The organism is Bradyrhizobium sp. RDM12 (assembly GCF_051917485.1).
Classification (GTDB): domain Bacteria; phylum Pseudomonadota; class Alphaproteobacteria; order Rhizobiales; family Xanthobacteraceae; genus Bradyrhizobium.
Genome location: NZ_CM133064.1, coordinates 2649226 through 2665770 on the forward strand (window position 1 = coordinate 2649226; position 16545 = coordinate 2665770).

Below are 16545 nucleotides of genomic sequence, written 5' to 3' on the forward strand. Positions count from 1 at the left end.
CACAGGTTTCCCACATAATGACTTCGCGCTCCAAGTCTGCTCTGAAAAAGTCTGCTCTGAAAAAGTCTGCTCTGAAAAAGCCCGCTTTCCGCAAGCCCGCCACCAAGACATCTGCCGTCAAGAAATCCGCAGCCAAGGCAAAACCCTCCCCAAAGCCTGCGAGCAAGACCGGCAAGCTTCCGGAGTGGAACCTTGCCGATCTCTATTCCGGGATCGATGCGCCGGAAGTGGCGCGCGATCTCGAAACCATGGATGCCGATTGCGTCGCGTTCGAGACCGACTACAAGGGCAAGCTCGCGACAGGCACAGCAAACGAAAATGGCGGAAAATGGCTCGCGGAAGCGGTGCGACGCTATGAGGCGATTGATGATCTCGCCGGCCGTCTCGGTTCCTATGCCGGCCTCGTCCACGCCGGCGACAGCGTGGACCCCAAGATTTCAAAGTTTTACGGCGACGTTTCCGAGCGGCTGACGGCGGCGTCGACGCATCTTCTGTTCTTTGCGCTCGAACTCAACCGCGTCGATGACGATATTTTGAACCGCGCAATGCAGGCACCCGAGCTCGCGCACTACCGTCCGTGGATCGAGGACCTGCGCAAGGAGAAGCCGTACCAGCTCGACGACAAGCTCGAGCAGCTCTTCCTGGAGAAGGCGCAAACCGGTTATTCCGCGTTCAACCGGTTGTTCGACCAGACCATCTCCGGCCTGCGCTTCAAGATCGGGCCTAAGGAGCTCGCGATCGAGCCGACGCTGAATTTCCTGCAGGACCGCGACGGCGCCAAGCGCAAGGCTGCGGCGGAAGCGCTTGCGAAAACCTTCAAGGCCAATGAGCGTACCTTCGCGCTGATCACCAACACGCTCGCCAAGGACAAGGACATCTCCGACCGCTGGCGCGGTTTCAAGGATGTCGCGGACTCCCGCCATTTGAACAATCGCGTCGAGCGCGAGGTGGTGGATGCGCTGGTCGCCTCGGTCCGCGCGGCCTATCCAAGATTGTCGCATCGTTACTACGCGCTGAAGGCGAAGTGGTTCGGCAAGAAGCGGCTGGCCTATTGGGACCGCAACGCGCCGCTGCCATTCGCCGCGACCGACACCATCGGCTGGCCCGATGCGCGCAACATGGTGCTGTCGGCCTATCGCGGCTTCTCGCCCAAGATGGCCGATATCGCCGAGCGCTTCTTCACCGACCGCTGGATCGACGCGCCGGTGCGCCCGGGCAAGGCGCCGGGCGCCTTCTCGCATCCGACCACGCCGTCGGCGCACCCTTACGTGCTCATGAACTACCAGGGCAAGCCGCGCGATGTGATGACGCTCGCGCATGAGCTCGGCCACGGCGTGCACCAGGTGTTGGCGGCGAAGAACGGGGCGCTGATGGCGCCGACGCCGCTGACACTGGCCGAGACCGCCAGCGTGTTCGGCGAGATGCTCACCTTCCGGCGGCTGCTGGCGCAGACCAAGAGCGCAAAGCAGCGCCAGGCGCTGCTCGCGGGCAAGGTTGAGGACATGATCAATACCGTGGTGCGGCAAATCGCGTTCTATTCGTTCGAGCGCGCGGTCCACACCGAGCGCAAGAACGGCGAACTCACCGCGACGCGGCTCGGCGAGCTTTGGCTGTCGGTGCAGGGCGAGAGCCTGGGGCCGGCGATCGAGATCAAGGCGGGTTACGAGAACTACTGGATGTACATCCCGCACTTCATCCACTCGCCGTTCTACGTCTATGCCTATGCCTTCGGCGATTGCCTCGTGAACTCGCTCTATGCCGTCTACGAGAACGCGGCCGAAGGGTTTGCGGAGCGCTATCTCGACATGCTCGCCGCCGGCGGCACCAGGCATTATTCCGAGCTGCTGCGGCCGTTCGGCCTCGACGCCAAGGACCCGAAGTTCTGGGACGGCGGGCTCTCGGTCATCGCCGGCATGATCGACGAGCTGGAGGCGATGGGCTGAGGCGGCGGAACGCCGTGTTTTGCGGATGAATCGGTGTAAAACATCTGTTGAACTTCCGTCTGATCTGCGTTATACATATGTATAACGCAGATCCCTGGAAGACAGTTCAGGGGGTGGAAGGCCATGAAGATTGAGATCAAGAAGATTGGCAATTCGGACGGTGTGCTGCTGCCGCGCGAGTTGATGCAGCGGCTCGATCTCAAGCGCGGACAGCAATTGCACATCGTGGAATTGCCGGGCGGCGGCTTTCAGGCGCTGCCATACGATCCCGACTTCGAGCGGACGATGGAAATCGCCGACGAGATCATGGACAAGTACCGCGACACGCTTGCTGCGCTCGCGAAGCAATGAGCGAGCCCCAGGAGCCGCTCCGGGTCACGTACGGGCAGGCTGTCGCAATTCACAGCCGGCAGCTCCGTCGTTTCGGCGGTGCGCCGGGACTGCGCGATGAGGGCATGTTGCGCGCGGCGTTGGAGCGGCCGATCAACAAGTGGCGCTCCGAGCAGGCGCCGCTTGATGAGATCGCTGCCGCCTACGCATTCGGCCTCGCGAAAAATCATGCATTCGTCGATGGAAACAGGCGCATCGCCTTCATGGCGATGATGGTCTTTCTCCACAAGAACGGGGTCGCGTTTAGTCCCGATCCTGCGGAGGCCACGACCATCATCCTCTCGCTTGCAGCCGGTGAAGTCAGCGAGCAGAGCCTCGTCCGCTGGATCCGCGACAATCTGAATTCCAAATGACCTGATTTGGCGGAAAACTGCCCGACCATGCCGTTGCCCTGTCGGAGGGTTTAAGGTATCCCAGCCAAAGAATTCGAGTTTCGACTGGGGACATTCCATGGCTGACCATAGCGAAGTGGCGTACACCACCGCCGACGGCAACGACTACGTTGCCCACGAGCAGACCTACGAGGGCTTCATCAAGCTCGTGAAATACGGCACGGCCTCGGTTGCGCTCATCGTCATTCTGATGGCGATCTTCCTCACCTGAATCGTCTTCGGTGGCTGCCTAGGTCTGCGGCGGCAGCTGCCCACAAAATTTGCAAACAAGCCGGTCCCAAAGCCGGTATGCCACGTTGCGGGAGTAACGCTAAGTTTGTGCGCGCGCTTTTTCCCGCGTCGCCGGAGGGCCTATGAAGATCGCCGTTGCCAAGGAAATCGATCCGTCGGAGCCGCGTGTTGCCGCTTCACCTGATACGGTGAAGAAGTTCAGGGCGCTGGGCGCCGAGATCGCCATCGAGCCGGGCGCCGGCCTCAAATCGGGCCTGCCGGATTCCGAGTTCACCGCCGTGGGCGCCACGGTCAGCGCCGATGCGCTTGCTGACGCCGACATCATCATCAAGGTGAAGCGCCCCGAGGCGTCCGAGCTTTCGCAATACAAGCGCGGCGCGCTTGTCATCGCCATCATGGATCCCTATGGCAACGAGGCCGCGCTGAAGACGATCGCCGATGCCGGCGTGTCCGCTTTTGCGATGGAATTGATGCCGCGCATCACCCGCGCGCAGGTGATGGACGTGCTCTCGTCGCAGGCCAACCTCGCCGGCTACCGCGCCGTGATCGAGGGCGCCGAGGCCTTCGGCCGCGCCTTCCCGATGATGATGACCGCGGCCGGCACCGTGCCTGCTGCGAAGGTGTTCGTGATGGGCGTCGGCGTCGCCGGCCTGCAGGCGATCGCGACTGCGCGCCGTCTCGGCGCCATCGTCACGGCCACCGACGTGCGGCCCGCGACCAAGGAACAGGTCGAATCGCTGGGCGCAAAATTCCTCGCCGTCGAGGACGAGGAGTTCAAGAACGCGCAGACCGCCGGTGGCTACGCCAAGGAGATGTCCAGGGAGTACCAGGCCAAGCAGGCCGCGCTCACCGCCGAGCACATCAAGAAGCAGGATATCGTCATCACCACCGCGCTGATCCCGGGCCGGCCCGCGCCGAGGCTCGTCTCGGGCGAAATGGTCAAGTCGATGAAGCCTGGTTCGGTGCTGGTCGATCTCGCCGTCGAGCGCGGCGGCAATGTCGAGGGCGCCAGGCCCGGCGAGGTCGTCGACCTCGATGGCATCAAGATCGTCGGCTACACCAATGTCGCCGGCCGCGTCGCGGCCTCGGCCTCGAGCCTCTACGCACGCAATTTGTTCTCCTTCATCGAGACCATGGTCGACAAGAAGGAGAAGAAGCTCGCCGTCAACTGGGACGACGAACTCGTCAAGGCCACCGCGCTGACCAGGGACGGCGCCGTGATCCACCCGAACTTCCAGCCCAAGTCGGCTTAATTGGGCCCAAGGAGAGCCGCCATGGAGCATGCTGCACAACTCGTCGACCCCTTTATCTTCCGGCTGTCGATCTTCGTCCTAGCCGTCTTCGTCGGCTATTTCGTGGTGTGGTCGGTGACGCCGGCGCTGCACACGCCGCTGATGAGCGTGACCAACGCGATCTCCTCGGTGATCGTGGTGGGCGCGCTGCTCGCGGTGGGCGTCGCCAACGTATCGAGCGGTTCGGGCTGGGCGCGCGGCTTCGGCTTCGTCGCGCTCATCTTCGCCTGCGTGAACATCTTTGGCGGCTTCCTTGTCACCCAGCGCATGCTGGCGATGTACAAGAAGAAGTCGAAGTAAGCGGCCACCTCGGGCTGATGGGATCAATGGGGACCTGAGATGAGCGCTAATCTCTCTGCATTCTTGTATCTCGTGGCGGGGGTGCTGTTCATCCTGTCGCTGCGCGGACTCTCGAGCCCGGCGTCATCGCGCCAGGGCAATCTGTTCGGCATGATCGGCATGGCGATCGCGGTCGCCACCACGCTGGCGAACCATCCGCCGGCTGACGGCGTGGCCTGGCTGCTGGTCATCCTCGCGATCGCGATCGGCGGCGGCATTGGTGCGGTGGTCGCGCGTCGCGTGCCGATGACGTCGATGCCGGAACTGGTCGCCGCCTTCCACTCGCTGGTCGGCATGGCCGCGGTGCTGGTCGCCGCCGGCGCGTTCTACGCGCCCGAGGCCTTCGACATCGGCACTCCCGGCAACATCCATGCGCAGAGCCTGGTCGAAATGTCGCTCGGCGTCGCCATCGGCGCGCTGACCTTCACCGGCTCGGTGATCGCGTTCCTGAAGCTGTCGGCCCGCATGAGCGGCGCCCCTATCATCCTGCCCTTCCGCCACATCGTCAATATCGCGCTCGCGATCGCACTCGTCGTATTCATCGTCGGGCTGGTGATGTCGGGCAGTGCGTTCGACTTCTGGATGATCGTCATCCTGGCGCTGGCGCTCGGCGTGCTCATGATCATCCCGATCGGCGGCGCCGACATGCCGGTCGTGATCTCGATGCTGAACTCCTACTCCGGTTGGGCCGCCGCGGGCATCGGCTTCACGCTGGGCAATTCCGCGCTGATCATCACTGGTGCACTGGTCGGTTCATCGGGCGCTATTCTGTCCTACATCATGTGCCACGCGATGAACCGGTCGTTCATCTCGGTCATCCTCGGTGGCTTCGGCGGTGAGACCGCGGCGGCCGGGGCCGGAGCAGGCGGTGAGCAGAAGCCCGCCAAGCTCGGCTCGGCGGACGACGCAGCCTTCATCATGAAGAACGCTTCCAAGGTCATCATCGTGCCCGGTTACGGCATGGCGGTGGCCCAGGCCCAGCATGCGCTGCGGGAATTGGGCGACATCCTGAAGAAGGAAGGCGTCGAGGTGAAGTACGCCATTCACCCGGTCGCGGGGCGCATGCCCGGCCACATGAACGTGCTGCTGGCCGAGGCCAACGTGCCTTATGACGAGGTGTTCGAGCTCGAGGACATCAACTCCGAATTCGCGCAGGCCGACATCGCCTTCGTGATCGGCGCCAACGACGTCACCAACCCGGCGGCCGAAGAGGACAAGACCTCGCCGATCTACGGCATGCCCGTGCTCCAGGTCTGGAAGGCCGGCACGGTGATGTTCATCAAGCGGTCACTGGCGTCGGGTTATGCCGGTATCGACAATCCGCTGTTCTACCGCGACAACACCATGATGCTGCTCGGCGACGCCAAGAAGGTCACCGAGAACATCGTCAAGGCGATGTAGCGCCGGAGAGCCGCCGCAGCGATGACAGTCCTGAAATGGATCGCCATCGTCGTTGCGGCCGGCTATTTCGCGGCGCTCGTCGGGGTCTACGTGAAGCAGCGGGACATGCTGTTTCCGATTCCGACGACCGAGCGCAAGGCGCCGAACGCTGCGCGGCTTCCGGAGGCGGAGGAGCACGTCCTCACCACATCCGACGGCGAGAAGGTCATTGTCTGGCACGTACCGGCAGAGCCGGGCCGTCCCGTGGTGCTGTTCTTTCCAGGCAACGGCGACTTTCTCGCCGGGCGCGTCAGGCGGTTCAAGGGCATCATCGCCGACGGCACCGGTCTCGTCGCGCTGTCCTATCGCGGCTATGCCGGCTCAAGCGGTGCGCCGAGCGAGCAGGGGCTGTTGCGGGACGCCGCGGCCGCCTACGCCTTCGCGGCAGAACGCTACGATCCGCAGCGCATCGTCGCCTGGGGTTTCTCGCTCGGGACCGGTGTCGCGGTCGCAATCGCATCGGAGCATCCGGTCGGCAAATTGATTCTCGAGGCGCCCTACACCTCGACGGTCGATGTCGCCGCGTCGCTGTTTCGCTTCATCCCGGTTCGTCTCCTGATGCGCGATCAGTTTCGCTCCGACGAGCGCATCGCACGCGTCGCGGCGCCGCTTCTGATCATGCACGGGACCAATGATCGGGCGATTCCCATCGCATTCGGCGAGCGATTGTTCGCGCTGGCAAGCGGCCCCAAGCAGCTGGTGCGGTTTCCCGGCGGGGGACATGAAAATCTCGATGACTTTGGCGCCGTGCAGACGGCGCGGCGATCGTAAATGGCGGCTGAGGGCTGACGGGCGCGATCTTCTCGCGCATAATCGACCCCCACTCGCTTGGAGGAATTGTTGGCATGAGCGCACACGGACCGATGCCGCGGTCGTCCTGGATCTTCCCCGCCCTCGCGGTGCTGCTGTTCCTGATCGTCACCGCGACCGGCTACGGCTTCACCCTGACGGCCGGGGGCGCCCTGTTCGCGATCGTCCTGCTGGTGATCCTGTTCGGCACCGTGTTCGCGGCGGTGCATCATTCCGAGGTGATCGCGGAGCGGATCGGCGAGCCGTTTGGCACGCTACTGCTCACGCTCGCGGTCACCATCATCGAGGTCGCGCTGATCACCACCATCATGCTAGGCGACAAGCCGGCGCCGGAGCTTGCGCGCGACACCGTCTTCGCGGTGGTGATGATCGTCTGCAACGGCCTCGTCGGCCTCTGCGTCTTCATCGGTGGCCTGCGCTATGGCGAGCAGGGCTTTCAGGTCTCCGGCGCCAACGTCTATCTCAGTGGCCTGATTGCGCTGGCGACCATTACCCTGATCATGCCCAATTACACGCTGACGACGCCCGGGCCGGTCTATTCGGCGCTTCAGCTCGGCTTTGTTGATGTCGTCACGATCGTGCTGTATGGCGTGTTTCTCTATACCCAGACCGTTCTGCACAAGGACTACTTCGTTCACGAGCGGGCGGACGGCGAGGTCGGCGAGGCTCGCCTGTCGGGCAGGATGCTGGCGCTCAGCATCGCGCTGCTGTTGATCTCGCTGCTCGCCGTCGTTCTCCTGGCCAAGAAGTTTTCTCTGGTGGTCGACGCCGTCGCCGACAGGATCGGCGCCCCGCCGGCGTTTGCGGGCCTTTTGGTCGCCCTTCTGATCCTGATGCCGGAGGGCGTCTCGGCGATCGCCGCGGCCCGCAAGAACGACCTCCAGAAGAGCATTAACCTGGCGCTCGGTTCCTCGCTGGCCACCATCGGCCTGACCATCCCGGCGGTCGGGATCGCCACCTATGCGCTCGACCAGCAACTCGTGCTGGGCTTGAACCCCGCGAACACGGCGCTGCTGTTCCTGACCTTTCTGCTCAGCATGCTGACCTTCGGCACAGGCAGGACCAATGTCCTGTTCGGCCTGGTCCACATGGTGGTATTTGCCGTCTACGTGTTCATGGTGTTCGTACCCTGAACCGATTCCCCGAGGAGAGTTCCGATGCTTGCCGCCAGGTCCGAGGTTCAGGTCGACAATGACGAGGTCCGGGTGACCGAATGGCGGCTTGCCCCGGGCAGTGCGACCGGGCATCACACCCACGGAATGGACTATGTGATCGTTCCCGTCGTGGCCGGCGAAATGACCATCGTGGCGCCCGACGGGGAACGCTCCACGGCGCAGCTTGCGGCCGGCAAATCCTACTTCCGCAAGGCCGGCGTCCAACATGACGTACTTAACGAAACCTCAACCGAGATCGTGTTTCTTGAGATTGAGTTGAAGCCGTAAGGCACGCGTAACCTTTGCCATCGATCCGTCGCAGTTGATCCCTTACAATGCCCCAAAGTTCCCGCATCAGATCGCGCGGGGAGTGGCCGAGAAATGCTGAAATACCTCGCTAAAATTTCGATGGATATTTTCCCCTCGGTGCTCGCCACGATCATCGGGGCCTACATCGTTAATCACTACATCAACGCGAGGCCGGCGGCGGATACCCCAGCCGCGGTGGTGGCGCCTGCCGATGCCGGCAAGAGCGGCAAACCCGCCGATGTGGCCAACCTCCCGGGCCCCGGGGTCAAGGCTAAGGGCGTCTCTGAGAAGAGCATTTCCGAGAAGAGCGCGTCGGACAAGCCGGCGGCCGACAAGGCTGCCGAGGCCAAACCTGCCGAGGTCAAGCCTGCTGAGGGCAAGGCTGCCGAAGTCAAGGCTGCGGACGTGACGCCCGGCGAGACCGCTTCGCACAGCCGTACCGCGGCCCATGAAAAGTCGGTGGCCAAGTCCACTCCGGCTGCGCCGGTGGTCGACGCCAATTCGGCGCCGGCTTTGGCTTCTCCGGCCGCGACTCCCGATGCCAACGATCTGGCGCGGGCCGCCATCGAGCGCCTGCGCAAGTCGCCTGAGGGCAAAGCTGCCGAGAAGGCCGCAGAGGCCAAATCTTCCGAAATCAAGCCCGTCGAGGCCAGGTCTTCTGAAACCAGGCCAATCGAGCGGACGCCGGAGGCTGCCGTCCAGGAAGCCTCCCGCACGCCGGAAGCGCCCCGCATTGTGACGACGGTGCCGTCGACGATCCGCCCGTTGCCGCCGCCGATCAATGTGTCGACGCCATCACCTGAGGCCTATGGCAATGGTGGCGCGTCGCAGGCGAATCCCTCTTACACGGCCTCGGTCGGCGATGACGACCCGAATCGGCCGACGCCGCCGGCCGATATTCCGGTGCCGGTCATCGCGCCGCCGCTCGATCTGCGCGCAGATGCCGGCGCGACTGCGCCGCGGCCCAAGCCCAATGTGGCCGACGACATGCTATCGGGCATGAAGTCGATGTTCCACGCGGTTCTGCCAAAGAGCGCCACCCCCGACTAGCTCCAAGAGACCCTCAGCCGCCGACGCGGGCCAGGCCGCTGCGAGCGGCATCGTCGCGTGGGCGCAGGCTGACTGCCTTGTTGTAGGACGCCGCAGCCTTGGTCTTGTCGCCCAGCCGCTCGTAGGTCTGTCCCCGCATCGTCCAGACCTGGGCGTTGTGCGGATCGGCCTCTGCGGCCTCATCGAGATCGGCCGCCGCCTCCTTGACCTTGCCGATGGCGAGATAGCTGACGGCGCGGCCGAGCAGCGGCTCGGCTTTCTGCGGATTGAGCCCGCTTGCGGCCCCGAAATCGGCGATCGCGAAGTCGTGCTCGTTGTTGCCTTGGTAGAGCAGGGCGCGGCCGTAGAGCGCCTGCGCATTGTAGGGATCGAGCGCAACGGCACGATTGAACTCGTCGAGCGCTGCCTGCGTCTCGCCTGACTTCGCCAGGGCCTGGGCCTTTGTCGTGTGGATCTGCGCCTCGGTGACGTTGGCGGCGCTGACTGCGCTATCCGGCGCGGCCGCCGCCTTGGGCGCTTCCTGCGGCTTGTCCTTCTCCGGCATCAGCGAGCCGAGATCGAAGGAGCAGCCGCACAATGCGAGCCCCACCAACGTCAGCGCAAGCGGCTGGCGCCAGATCCGGCGCAACCGCGCCAAGCCGGGCTCGGGGAAAGGGGAGGCCATCTACGGTTCGCTCGCGCTGGTGCCGCATCTGTAGTGCCCCGTCCCAGAAAGGCACTGCTCACAAAATAATAACGCGGGCCGGGGGCCCGCGTCATTGAAAACTCAGTCCTGCAGCTTCGGCAAGATCAGCGCGGTCCGCGCGGACCTGCACCTGCACCCGGGCCGCTGCGACCGCCACGATCACCGCCGGGACCGGCGCCGAACACCGGCTTCGGCTTCATCGGCAGCAGGCCTTCGCGCTGCAGCTTCTTGCGGGCCAGCTTGCGCGCGCGGCGCACGGCTTCGGCCTTTTCGCGGGCCTTCTTCTCGGAGGGCTTCTCGTAGTGACCGCGGAGCTTCATCTCGCGGAAAATACCCTCGCGCTGCATCTTCTTCTTCAGCGCCTTGAGGGCTTGGTCGACATTGTTATCGCGAACGAGAACCTGCACGCGGCATCCTCTTCAGTAGATCGGATTTGAATTCTGGTAAGTCAAAGGGACGGCAAAAGCGCAAGCCCTTAACCTTGAGCGCGCGGATGTATCAGACAAAACCCACCATGTCCACCTGCCAAGCGGGATTTCGGGCCAAGTTCAGCCACTAAATGCGGCGAAAATGCTTCCTCGCGGCCCCGATTTCGGTGATTTGGTGCCGAGACGGGGGTCGCGACGGACATAGTTCGGGAATCTTTGGAAATCAGGGGAGACGCTACATGGATATGAGGAAATATGCTGCCGAGGCGATCGGCACGTTCTGGCTCACATTCGCAGGCTGCGGGAGCGCGGTCATCGCGGCCGGCTTTCCGCAGGTCGGCATCGGCCTGGTCGGCGTGTCCCTGGCCTTCGGCTTGAGCGTCGTCACCATGGCCTATGCGATCGGCCATATCTCGGGCTGCCATCTCAATCCGGCCGTCACGGTCGGCCTTGCCGCCGGAGGACGCTTTCCGGCAGGCCAGATCCTGCCTTACGTGATCGCGCAGGTCTGCGGAGCGATTGTCGCGGCCGAACTGCTCTATGTGATCGCCAGCGGCGCGCCCGGATTCGACCTCGCCAAGGGCTTCGCCTCCAACGGCTATGACGCCCATTCGCCTGGCCAGTACAGCATGGTCGTCTGCTTCGTTACCGAGGTGGTGATGACCATGATGTTCCTGTTCGTCATCATGGGCTCGACCCACGGCCGCGCGCCCGTGGGCTTTGCGCCGCTCGCGATCGGACTTGCGCTGGTGATGATCCATCTCGTCAGCATCCCCGTCACCAACACGTCGGTGAATCCGGCGCGCAGCACCGGCCCGGCGCTGTTCGTCGGCGGCTGGGCGCTGTCGCAGCTCTGGCTGTTCTGGGTCGCACCGTTGATCGGTGGCGCGCTCGGTGGGGTGATCTATCGGTGGCTCAGCGAGGAGCCCTCAGGCGTCGTCGCGGGCGCGAAGACGGCCTAGCCCGCATTTCTCACAGTGTTGAGGCGCATCGGGGCGCGAATCAGCGAAAGTTCTTTTGCGAGAAGGACTTCGCGGTGATTCAAGGAATGCCCCGATGCCGGCACAGTGTAGCGCAGAACGGTTTGATTTTGGAGAGGTGGAAGGCCGCATCGTGGAAGCGGCTTTTGATGGTGGCCTGGTGACGTCGGATGCGGGCGCGCTGCTGCTGGGCGCGTCTGATCGGGCGATTGATCTGGTGGGGCGCTTTGCCGATTGCTTTCGCGATCATCGCCGGGTGGACTTGATCGAGCACGCAGTCGGAACGTTGGTCGGACAGCGGGTCTTTGGCATCGCACTTGGCTACGAAGACATCAACGATCACGACGAGTTGCGGCACGACCCGCTGATGGCGGTGCTGGCGGGCAAGCTTGTTGCCAGGCGCGAGGACTGCGCACCGGTGGCCGGCAAGTCGACGCTGAACCGGCTGGAACTGGGCCGGGAGGAACCTTCGCGCTATCACAAGATCGCCTACGACGCGGCGGCGATCGAGGCGTTGCCGGTGACGCTGTTCCTGGAGGCGCACAAGCGACCGCCGCCGCAGATCATCCTCGATCTCGACGCCACCGACGATCCTCTGCACGGGCATCAGGAGGGGCGCTTCTTCCACGGCTATTACGACTGCTACTGCTATCTGCCGCTGTACGTGTTCTGCGGCCGGCATCTGCTGGCGGCCAAGCTGCGGCGCGCCGACATCGATGCCAGCGCAGGCAGTGTCGCGGAGATCGCGCGGATTGTCCGGCAAATCCGCGCCCGCTGGCCGTTCGTGCGCATCGTGCTGCGCGCCGACAGTGGCTTTGCGCGCGAGGCGCTGATGGCGTGGTGTGAGCAAAACCGCGTGGATTATCTGTTCGGGCTCGCCCGCAACACGCGCCTGGTCGCCATGATCGAGGAGGAGCTCGCCGCGGCGAGAGCCACAGCCGAGACGACCGGCCAACCGGCACGCCGCTTCAAGGACTTCCAATGGCGTACGCGCGACACCTGGAGCCAGGAGCGCCGCGTCGTCGCCAAGGCGGAGTGGACGCAAGGCGAGGCCAATCCGCGCTTCGTCGTCACCTCGCTCAAGCGCAGCGCGGCGGGCGTGCGGCAGCTCTATGAGGACATCTACTGCGCCCGCGGCGACATGGAGAACCGCATCAAGGAGTGCCAGCTCGATCTCTACGCCGACCGCACCTCGGCCGCCACCATGCGCGCCAACCAGCTGCGGCTGTGGTTCGCCTCGATGGCCTATGTGCTGATCTGTGCCCTGCGGCGCATCGGCCTTGCCGAAACCACCTTTGCGGACGCCACCTGCGGCACCATCCGCCTCAAGCTCCTCAAGATCGGCGCACTGGTGCGCATCAGCGTCCGCCGCATCAGGATCGCCATGGCCTCGGCCTGCCCAGCCGCTCAGCCGTGGGACACGCGGCTCGTCGCCTGGCCGAAGCCGCCAAGGCTCGCGCCTCGCCGGCCTGACACGCGACGCTACGACGCGCTCAATCGGCGGCATCACCAACAGGCCCAACGGAGACATTCAAAACCAAATCGCCGGCTGCGCCTTCAGCGCCACGGCTCCCCGTTGCCTTGCCAAATCCTCCTATCCTCCGTCGCTGAGCAATCGGTCGTGTGAGAAATGCGGGCTAGAAGCGTTTTCGAGCGAAGTGGACACCGGTTCGCGTAAAGAAAACGCGTCAAACCAGGACTCCCACCAAAAATGGGATCGCAGCTTTTGCTGCGGTCCCCTTACTTGCTTTTTGAAGCCCTGACTTCGGTGACGTGGCCCATCTTGCGACCGGGGCGCGGCGCGCCCTTGCCGTAGATGTGGACGGTCGCGCCCGGCACGCTCAGCCAGCTCTCGTAATCGTTGATCTCGTCGCCGATCAGGTTCGTCATGGTGACGATTTCGCCGTGGCGCACCGGCCTGCCGAGCGGCCAGCCGGCAATGGCGCGGATGTGCTGCTCGAACTGGGAGACCGACGCGCCGTCGAGCGTCCAGTGTCCGGAATTGTGCACGCGCGGAGCGATCTCGTTGACCAGCACCTTCGGCCCGGCGCCGTTGGCAAGCACGAACATCTCCACCGCGAGCACGCCGACATAGTCGAGCGCAGTCGCGATCTTGCCGGCGATGCTGCGCGCCTCTTCCGCCAGCGCATCCGGGATCGGCGCAGGTGCGCGGGAAATCTTCAGGATGTGGTCGCGATGCTCGTTCTCGGTGACGTCGAAGCATTCGACCTGGCCTGTGGCCGAGCGTGCGGCGATCACGGAGATTTCGCGCTCGAACGGCACGAAGGCTTCCAGGATCGCCGATTTGGTGGCGAGGCTGGTCCAGACCTTCGCGATGTCGTCGCCATCGCGGATCATGACCTGGCCCTTGCCGTCATAGCCGAAGCGGCGGGTCTTCAGCACGGCGGGGAGGCCGATCCTGGCGATCGCCTCGCGCAACGATGCGACCGAGGTGACGTCGGCGTAAGCGGCGGTGCCGATGCCGCGCCGCGTCACGAAATCCTTCTCGGCCAGCCGGTCCTGGGTGGTCTCGAGGATCTTGCGGTTGGGCAGCACCGGGCGGCGCGCGTCCAATACCATGGCGGCCGCGGCCGGCACGTTCTCGAATTCGTAAGTGATGACGTCGACGTCGTGGGCGAACAGCTCGAGCGCCTCGACATCGGCATATTCGGCGCAGGTTGCGTTCAGCACGACGTCGAAGGCCGGCGAATCCGGATCGGGCGAGAACACCTGGCAACGCAGGCCGAGCCGTGCCGCTGCCGTGGCCAGCATCCGTCCGAGTTGTCCGCCACCGAGGATTCCGATGGTGTCGCCCGGCTTCAGCTTCACCTGCTTTGCGTCAGTCACGCCTTGTCCTCCGGGCGCTCGGCAACCGTCTCGGTCTGAGCCTTGCGCCAAGCGGCCAGGCGGTCGGACAGGGCTGGATCGCACAGCGCCAGCACGGACGCGGCGAGCAGAGCCGCGTTGATCGCGCCGGCCTTGCCGATCGCGAGCGTGCCGACCGGAATGCCGGCGGGCATCTGAACGATCGAATAGAGCGAATCGATGCCCTTCAGCGTCCGGGACTCGATGGGCACGCCGAACACCGGCAGTTCCGTCAGCGCCGCCGCCATGCCGGGCAGATGCGCGGCGCCTCCGGCGCCGGCGATGATGACCTTGAAACCGGCCGTCTTGGCGCCCTTGGCGAAACTAAAGAGCCGGTCGAGGGTACGATGGGCCGAAACGATGCGGGTGTCGAAAGTGACACCAAGCGCTGTGAGCGTGTCGGCGGCGTGCCGCATCGTCTCCCAGTCCGACTGGCTTCCCATGATGATGGCGATCGGCGCGGTCATGACGTCAATTGTGCTCTGAAAACAGAAAGATAGGCCAGATTAACGGTTCCGGCCGGCGGCTCGCAAGGCGGTGGCAAGGAGAAGGGAATGCACTATCCTGTCTTGGTGAATCCCCGCAAGCCTTCATTGAGCAGGATGCCCATGAAGAAACCAAGAAGGGCGACCGCTGCGAAGGCCAAAAAGGGCCGAAAAACCAGCGGGAGCCGAACGAAAACTGCGCCCAAGCGGGCCGCGGCCAGGGCTGCGTCGCCGGGCCGCTCGCCCGCGGCCCGCGCTGCCGGGGAAACCAAGAATACCAGCAAGGCAATCATCCGCGGCCTGCGGACCAAGCTCACCCGGGCGCTGCGGCGCGTCGCCGAACTCGAGGCGGCGGCCGACACCGACTTCCTGCTGGACATACCCAACCGGCGCGGCTTCGAGCGCGAGCTCCAGCGTGCCGTCGCCTATATGAAACGCTACCGCGCCAGCGGCGCGCTGATCGTGCTCGACGTCGACCGGTTGAAGCCGATCAACGATTCCTTCGGTCACGGCGCCGGCGACAAGGTGCTGAAGGCGATCGCTGCGACGCTGACACGGCAGATCCGCGCCTCCGACGTGGTCGGCCGTCTCGGCGGTGACGAGTTTGCCCTGCTGTTGTGGAATCTCAGCGAGACCGATGCCAAGGCGAAGGCTGTGATCTTCGAGCAGGCGATCGACGATTTGTCGTTCGTCTTTCGCGGCCAGCAGGTCAGCGCGGGCGCCTCCGCCGGTGTCGCGCTGCTCGGTGCGCACTCCGATGCGGTCCGCGCGCTGGAGGAAGCCGATGCCGCCATGTATGTGCGCAAGGCACACCGGCGGCACGAGCCGCGGAGTCAGGCTTGCCAGCAGCTGACTTACAATGTTGCGAGATCTTCCGGCACGTTGCCGAATTTGCGCAGCAGCGTGGCGTCACCGAATTCGCCGGTCATGGGATCGCCGCTGCGGCTGAATGCCACCGCGCCGATATGGCCGGCACCGTGCGCCAGCGCCTCGGCGCGCCGCAAAGCGGCTGTCGAGCTCTGGCATTCCTCGGCCGCGCCCGCGACAGGCGATCCGTCGGCATCGATCAGGAAGGGCATTGCAACGTAGTAGGTTACGTCCGACATGGCGTTGCTCCAGTGTTGAGCTCAAGCGGCGCTGCTTTTGCTCCGCATCTTGCGGCGCGAGGTCTCGGGAATGCAGCCGGCCGAAATCGCTGCCTGCAATTCTTCCAGCTCGGCTTCGAGATATTCGTTGGCCATGATCAGCGCCTTGATGGTGCTGCGCAGATTGCCGTCGCACATCGCGATCGCCCGATCGCAGGCCTGTTCATAATGGCTGTTGTCGAGAAGGGTGGGGGCTGACATCTGCGGTGTCCTTGCGGGTTGTCCTCGGACGCTTCATTGAACGTTTCCTTGGGTGTTTCCTCGAGTGTTCCCTGGGGCGTCGGGGGCGGAATTTATGTTCCTCTTTTGTTCTTTTTGAGTCAAGCGGATTCCTGCGCGGCACTCCGCGAGCGCTCGCGGATCAGGCGATGATGTCGGGCGTAATCTGGTCTTCGATGAAGGCGATCCGGTCGCGCAACAACAGCTTGCGTTTCTTCAGTCGCTGTAGCCGCAACAGGTCGGGGGCGGGCGATTGATGCAGTGCATCGATCGCCGCATCGAGATCTCGGTGTTCCTGCTGCAACCGGGTAAGCTCGGCTTCGAGCTCGTCTTCATTGGTCATGTTTGCGGTGGCCGAAAACCGATAAGGCTGAGATTAAGGCTGTGG

The 16545-nt window shown here is 64.2% G+C and carries 19 protein-coding genes and 2 pseudogenes; 14 read left to right on the forward strand and 7 right to left on the reverse strand.

Features of this window, described 5'->3' with window-relative positions; genetic code table 11:
• Positions 1-17: 17 nt before the first annotated feature.
• The 11 genes from ACTGJ9_RS12785 to ACTGJ9_RS12835 all read left to right on the forward strand — a co-directional run bounded on the left by ACTGJ9_RS12785 (position 18) and on the right by ACTGJ9_RS12835 (position 9350).
• Positions 18-1943: a M3 family oligoendopeptidase gene (locus ACTGJ9_RS12785; RefSeq protein WP_456677327.1), complete on the forward strand. Its 1926-nt coding sequence runs from the start codon at positions 18-20 to the stop codon at positions 1941-1943.
• 123 nt (positions 1944-2066) lie between these two features.
• Positions 2067-2294 (forward strand): AbrB family transcriptional regulator, encoded by a 228-nt coding sequence (locus tag ACTGJ9_RS12790; protein WP_456677328.1) that lies wholly within the window; start codon positions 2067-2069, stop codon positions 2292-2294.
• Complete coding sequence (locus ACTGJ9_RS12795) at positions 2291-2686, forward strand: type II toxin-antitoxin system death-on-curing family toxin (RefSeq protein WP_456677329.1); 396 nt, start codon at positions 2291-2293, stop codon at positions 2684-2686. The genes ACTGJ9_RS12790 and ACTGJ9_RS12795 overlap by 4 nt, the downstream gene beginning before the upstream one ends.
• Before the next feature lie 97 nt (positions 2687-2783).
• Complete coding sequence (locus ACTGJ9_RS12800) at positions 2784-2936, forward strand: aa3-type cytochrome c oxidase subunit IV (RefSeq protein ID WP_008136857.1); 153 nt, start codon at positions 2784-2786, stop codon at positions 2934-2936.
• A gap of 142 nt (positions 2937-3078) precedes the next feature.
• Positions 3079-4209 carry a Re/Si-specific NAD(P)(+) transhydrogenase subunit alpha gene (locus ACTGJ9_RS12805; protein ID WP_456677330.1) on the forward strand — a complete coding sequence of 377 codons (1131 nt, stop codon included), beginning with the start codon at positions 3079-3081 and terminating at the stop codon, positions 4207-4209.
• Positions 4210-4230: 21 nt separating this feature from the next.
• Positions 4231-4548, forward strand: a complete 318-nt coding sequence (locus ACTGJ9_RS12810; RefSeq protein WP_027532463.1) for a proton-translocating transhydrogenase family protein — start codon at positions 4231-4233, stop codon at positions 4546-4548.
• A gap of 39 nt (positions 4549-4587) precedes the next feature.
• Positions 4588-5988: an NAD(P)(+) transhydrogenase (Re/Si-specific) subunit beta gene (locus ACTGJ9_RS12815; RefSeq protein ID WP_456677331.1), complete on the forward strand. Its 1401-nt coding sequence runs from the start codon at positions 4588-4590 to the stop codon at positions 5986-5988.
• A 21-nt stretch (positions 5989-6009) separates the two neighbouring features.
• Positions 6010-6798 carry an alpha/beta hydrolase gene (locus tag ACTGJ9_RS12820; RefSeq protein WP_456677332.1) on the forward strand — a complete coding sequence of 263 codons (789 nt, stop codon included), beginning with the start codon at positions 6010-6012 and terminating at the stop codon, positions 6796-6798.
• Positions 6799-6872: 74 nt separating this feature from the next.
• Positions 6873-7970 carry a calcium:proton antiporter gene (locus ACTGJ9_RS12825; protein WP_456677333.1) on the forward strand — a complete coding sequence of 366 codons (1098 nt, stop codon included), beginning with the start codon at positions 6873-6875 and terminating at the stop codon, positions 7968-7970.
• A gap of 24 nt (positions 7971-7994) precedes the next feature.
• On the forward strand, positions 7995-8279 hold the full coding sequence (locus ACTGJ9_RS12830) for a cupin domain-containing protein (RefSeq protein WP_456677334.1): 285 nt from the start codon (positions 7995-7997) through the stop codon (positions 8277-8279).
• Positions 8280-8372: 93 nt separating this feature from the next.
• Positions 8373-9350, forward strand: coding sequence for a hypothetical protein (locus tag ACTGJ9_RS12835; protein ID WP_456677335.1), 978 nt, complete (start codon positions 8373-8375; stop codon positions 9348-9350).
• Between the two features lie 13 nt (positions 9351-9363).
• Here the strand turns inward: ACTGJ9_RS12835 and ACTGJ9_RS12840 are convergent, their stop codons facing one another.
• Together ACTGJ9_RS12840 and rpsU are read right to left on the reverse strand one after the other, a co-directional pair.
• Complete coding sequence (locus tag ACTGJ9_RS12840; RefSeq protein ID WP_456677336.1) at positions 9364-10014, reverse strand: tetratricopeptide repeat protein; 651 nt, start codon at positions 10012-10014, stop codon at positions 9364-9366.
• Positions 10015-10139: 125 nt separating this feature from the next.
• Positions 10140-10442, reverse strand: a complete 303-nt coding sequence (rpsU, locus tag ACTGJ9_RS12845; RefSeq protein ID WP_071909764.1) for a 30S ribosomal protein S21 — start codon at positions 10440-10442, stop codon at positions 10140-10142.
• 260 nt (positions 10443-10702) lie between these two features.
• On the opposite strand from rpsU, the gene aqpZ reads away from it, so the two are divergent.
• Positions 10703-11425 (forward strand): aquaporin Z, encoded by a 723-nt coding sequence (aqpZ, locus tag ACTGJ9_RS12850; RefSeq protein WP_456677337.1) that lies wholly within the window; start codon positions 10703-10705, stop codon positions 11423-11425.
• A gap of 94 nt (positions 11426-11519) precedes the next feature.
• Positions 11520-12851 (forward strand): annotated as a pseudogene (locus ACTGJ9_RS12855) (IS1380 family transposase); the annotation flags it as partial.
• Positions 12852-13183: 332 nt separating this feature from the next.
• On the opposite strand, the gene ACTGJ9_RS12860 reads toward ACTGJ9_RS12855, so the two are convergent.
• Together ACTGJ9_RS12860 and purE are read right to left on the reverse strand one after the other, a co-directional pair.
• Positions 13184-14290, reverse strand: a complete 1107-nt coding sequence (locus tag ACTGJ9_RS12860) for a 5-(carboxyamino)imidazole ribonucleotide synthase (RefSeq protein ID WP_456677338.1) — start codon at positions 14288-14290, stop codon at positions 13184-13186.
• Positions 14287-14775: a 5-(carboxyamino)imidazole ribonucleotide mutase gene (purE, locus tag ACTGJ9_RS12865; RefSeq protein WP_456677339.1), complete on the reverse strand. Its 489-nt coding sequence runs from the start codon at positions 14773-14775 to the stop codon at positions 14287-14289. The genes ACTGJ9_RS12860 and purE overlap by 4 nt, the downstream gene beginning before the upstream one ends.
• 141 nt (positions 14776-14916) lie before the next feature.
• Between purE and ACTGJ9_RS12870 the strand changes: the two are divergent.
• Positions 14917-15624: pseudogene (locus tag ACTGJ9_RS12870) on the forward strand (GGDEF domain-containing protein); the annotation flags it as partial.
• A 23-nt stretch (positions 15625-15647) separates the two neighbouring features.
• On the opposite strand, the gene ACTGJ9_RS12875 reads toward ACTGJ9_RS12870, so the two are convergent.
• From ACTGJ9_RS12875 to ACTGJ9_RS12885, 3 genes are all read right to left on the reverse strand, one after another.
• The gene (locus ACTGJ9_RS12875; RefSeq protein WP_148753968.1) at positions 15648-15899 is read right to left on the reverse strand and encodes a hypothetical protein; all 252 of its coding nucleotides are present in this window, start codon (positions 15897-15899) and stop codon (positions 15648-15650) included.
• A gap of 21 nt (positions 15900-15920) precedes the next feature.
• Positions 15921-16139, reverse strand: coding sequence for a hypothetical protein (locus ACTGJ9_RS12880; protein WP_456677340.1), 219 nt, complete (start codon positions 16137-16139; stop codon positions 15921-15923).
• A gap of 160 nt (positions 16140-16299) precedes the next feature.
• Positions 16300-16500: a YdcH family protein gene (locus ACTGJ9_RS12885; RefSeq protein ID WP_456677341.1), complete on the reverse strand. Its 201-nt coding sequence runs from the start codon at positions 16498-16500 to the stop codon at positions 16300-16302.
• Between the last annotated feature and the right edge of the window lie 45 nt (positions 16501-16545).

What these genes read in the sequence shown, in the direction of transcription:
- ACTGJ9_RS12785 (WP_456677327.1), top strand. Translation starts at nt 18, where the DNA reads ATGACTTCGCGCTCCAAGTCTGCTCTGAAAAAGTCTGCTCTGAAAAAG.
- ACTGJ9_RS12790 (WP_456677328.1), top strand. Translation starts at nt 2,067, where the DNA reads ATGAAGATTGAGATCAAGAAGATTGGCAATTCGGACGGTGTGCTGCTG.
- ACTGJ9_RS12795 (WP_456677329.1), top strand. Translation starts at nt 2,291, where the DNA reads ATGAGCGAGCCCCAGGAGCCGCTCCGGGTCACGTACGGGCAGGCTGTC.
- ACTGJ9_RS12800 (WP_008136857.1), top strand. Translation starts at nt 2,784, where the DNA reads ATGGCTGACCATAGCGAAGTGGCGTACACCACCGCCGACGGCAACGAC.
- ACTGJ9_RS12805 (WP_456677330.1), top strand. Translation starts at nt 3,079, where the DNA reads ATGAAGATCGCCGTTGCCAAGGAAATCGATCCGTCGGAGCCGCGTGTT.
- ACTGJ9_RS12810 (WP_027532463.1), top strand. Translation starts at nt 4,231, where the DNA reads ATGGAGCATGCTGCACAACTCGTCGACCCCTTTATCTTCCGGCTGTCG.
- ACTGJ9_RS12815 (WP_456677331.1), top strand. Translation starts at nt 4,588, where the DNA reads ATGAGCGCTAATCTCTCTGCATTCTTGTATCTCGTGGCGGGGGTGCTG.
- ACTGJ9_RS12820 (WP_456677332.1), top strand. Translation starts at nt 6,010, where the DNA reads ATGACAGTCCTGAAATGGATCGCCATCGTCGTTGCGGCCGGCTATTTC.
- ACTGJ9_RS12825 (WP_456677333.1), top strand. Translation starts at nt 6,873, where the DNA reads ATGAGCGCACACGGACCGATGCCGCGGTCGTCCTGGATCTTCCCCGCC.
- ACTGJ9_RS12830 (WP_456677334.1), top strand. Translation starts at nt 7,995, where the DNA reads ATGCTTGCCGCCAGGTCCGAGGTTCAGGTCGACAATGACGAGGTCCGG.
- ACTGJ9_RS12835 (WP_456677335.1), top strand. Translation starts at nt 8,373, where the DNA reads ATGCTGAAATACCTCGCTAAAATTTCGATGGATATTTTCCCCTCGGTG.
- ACTGJ9_RS12840 (WP_456677336.1), bottom strand. Translation starts at nt 10,014, where the DNA reads ATGGCCTCCCCTTTCCCCGAGCCCGGCTTGGCGCGGTTGCGCCGGATC.
- aqpZ (WP_456677337.1), top strand. Translation starts at nt 10,703, where the DNA reads ATGGATATGAGGAAATATGCTGCCGAGGCGATCGGCACGTTCTGGCTC.
- purE (WP_456677339.1), bottom strand. Translation starts at nt 14,775, where the DNA reads ATGACCGCGCCGATCGCCATCATCATGGGAAGCCAGTCGGACTGGGAG.
- ACTGJ9_RS12875 (WP_148753968.1), bottom strand. Translation starts at nt 15,899, where the DNA reads ATGTCGGACGTAACCTACTACGTTGCAATGCCCTTCCTGATCGATGCC.
- ACTGJ9_RS12880 (WP_456677340.1), bottom strand. Translation starts at nt 16,139, where the DNA reads ATGTCAGCCCCCACCCTTCTCGACAACAGCCATTATGAACAGGCCTGC.
- ACTGJ9_RS12885 (WP_456677341.1), bottom strand. Translation starts at nt 16,500, where the DNA reads ATGACCAATGAAGACGAGCTCGAAGCCGAGCTTACCCGGTTGCAGCAG.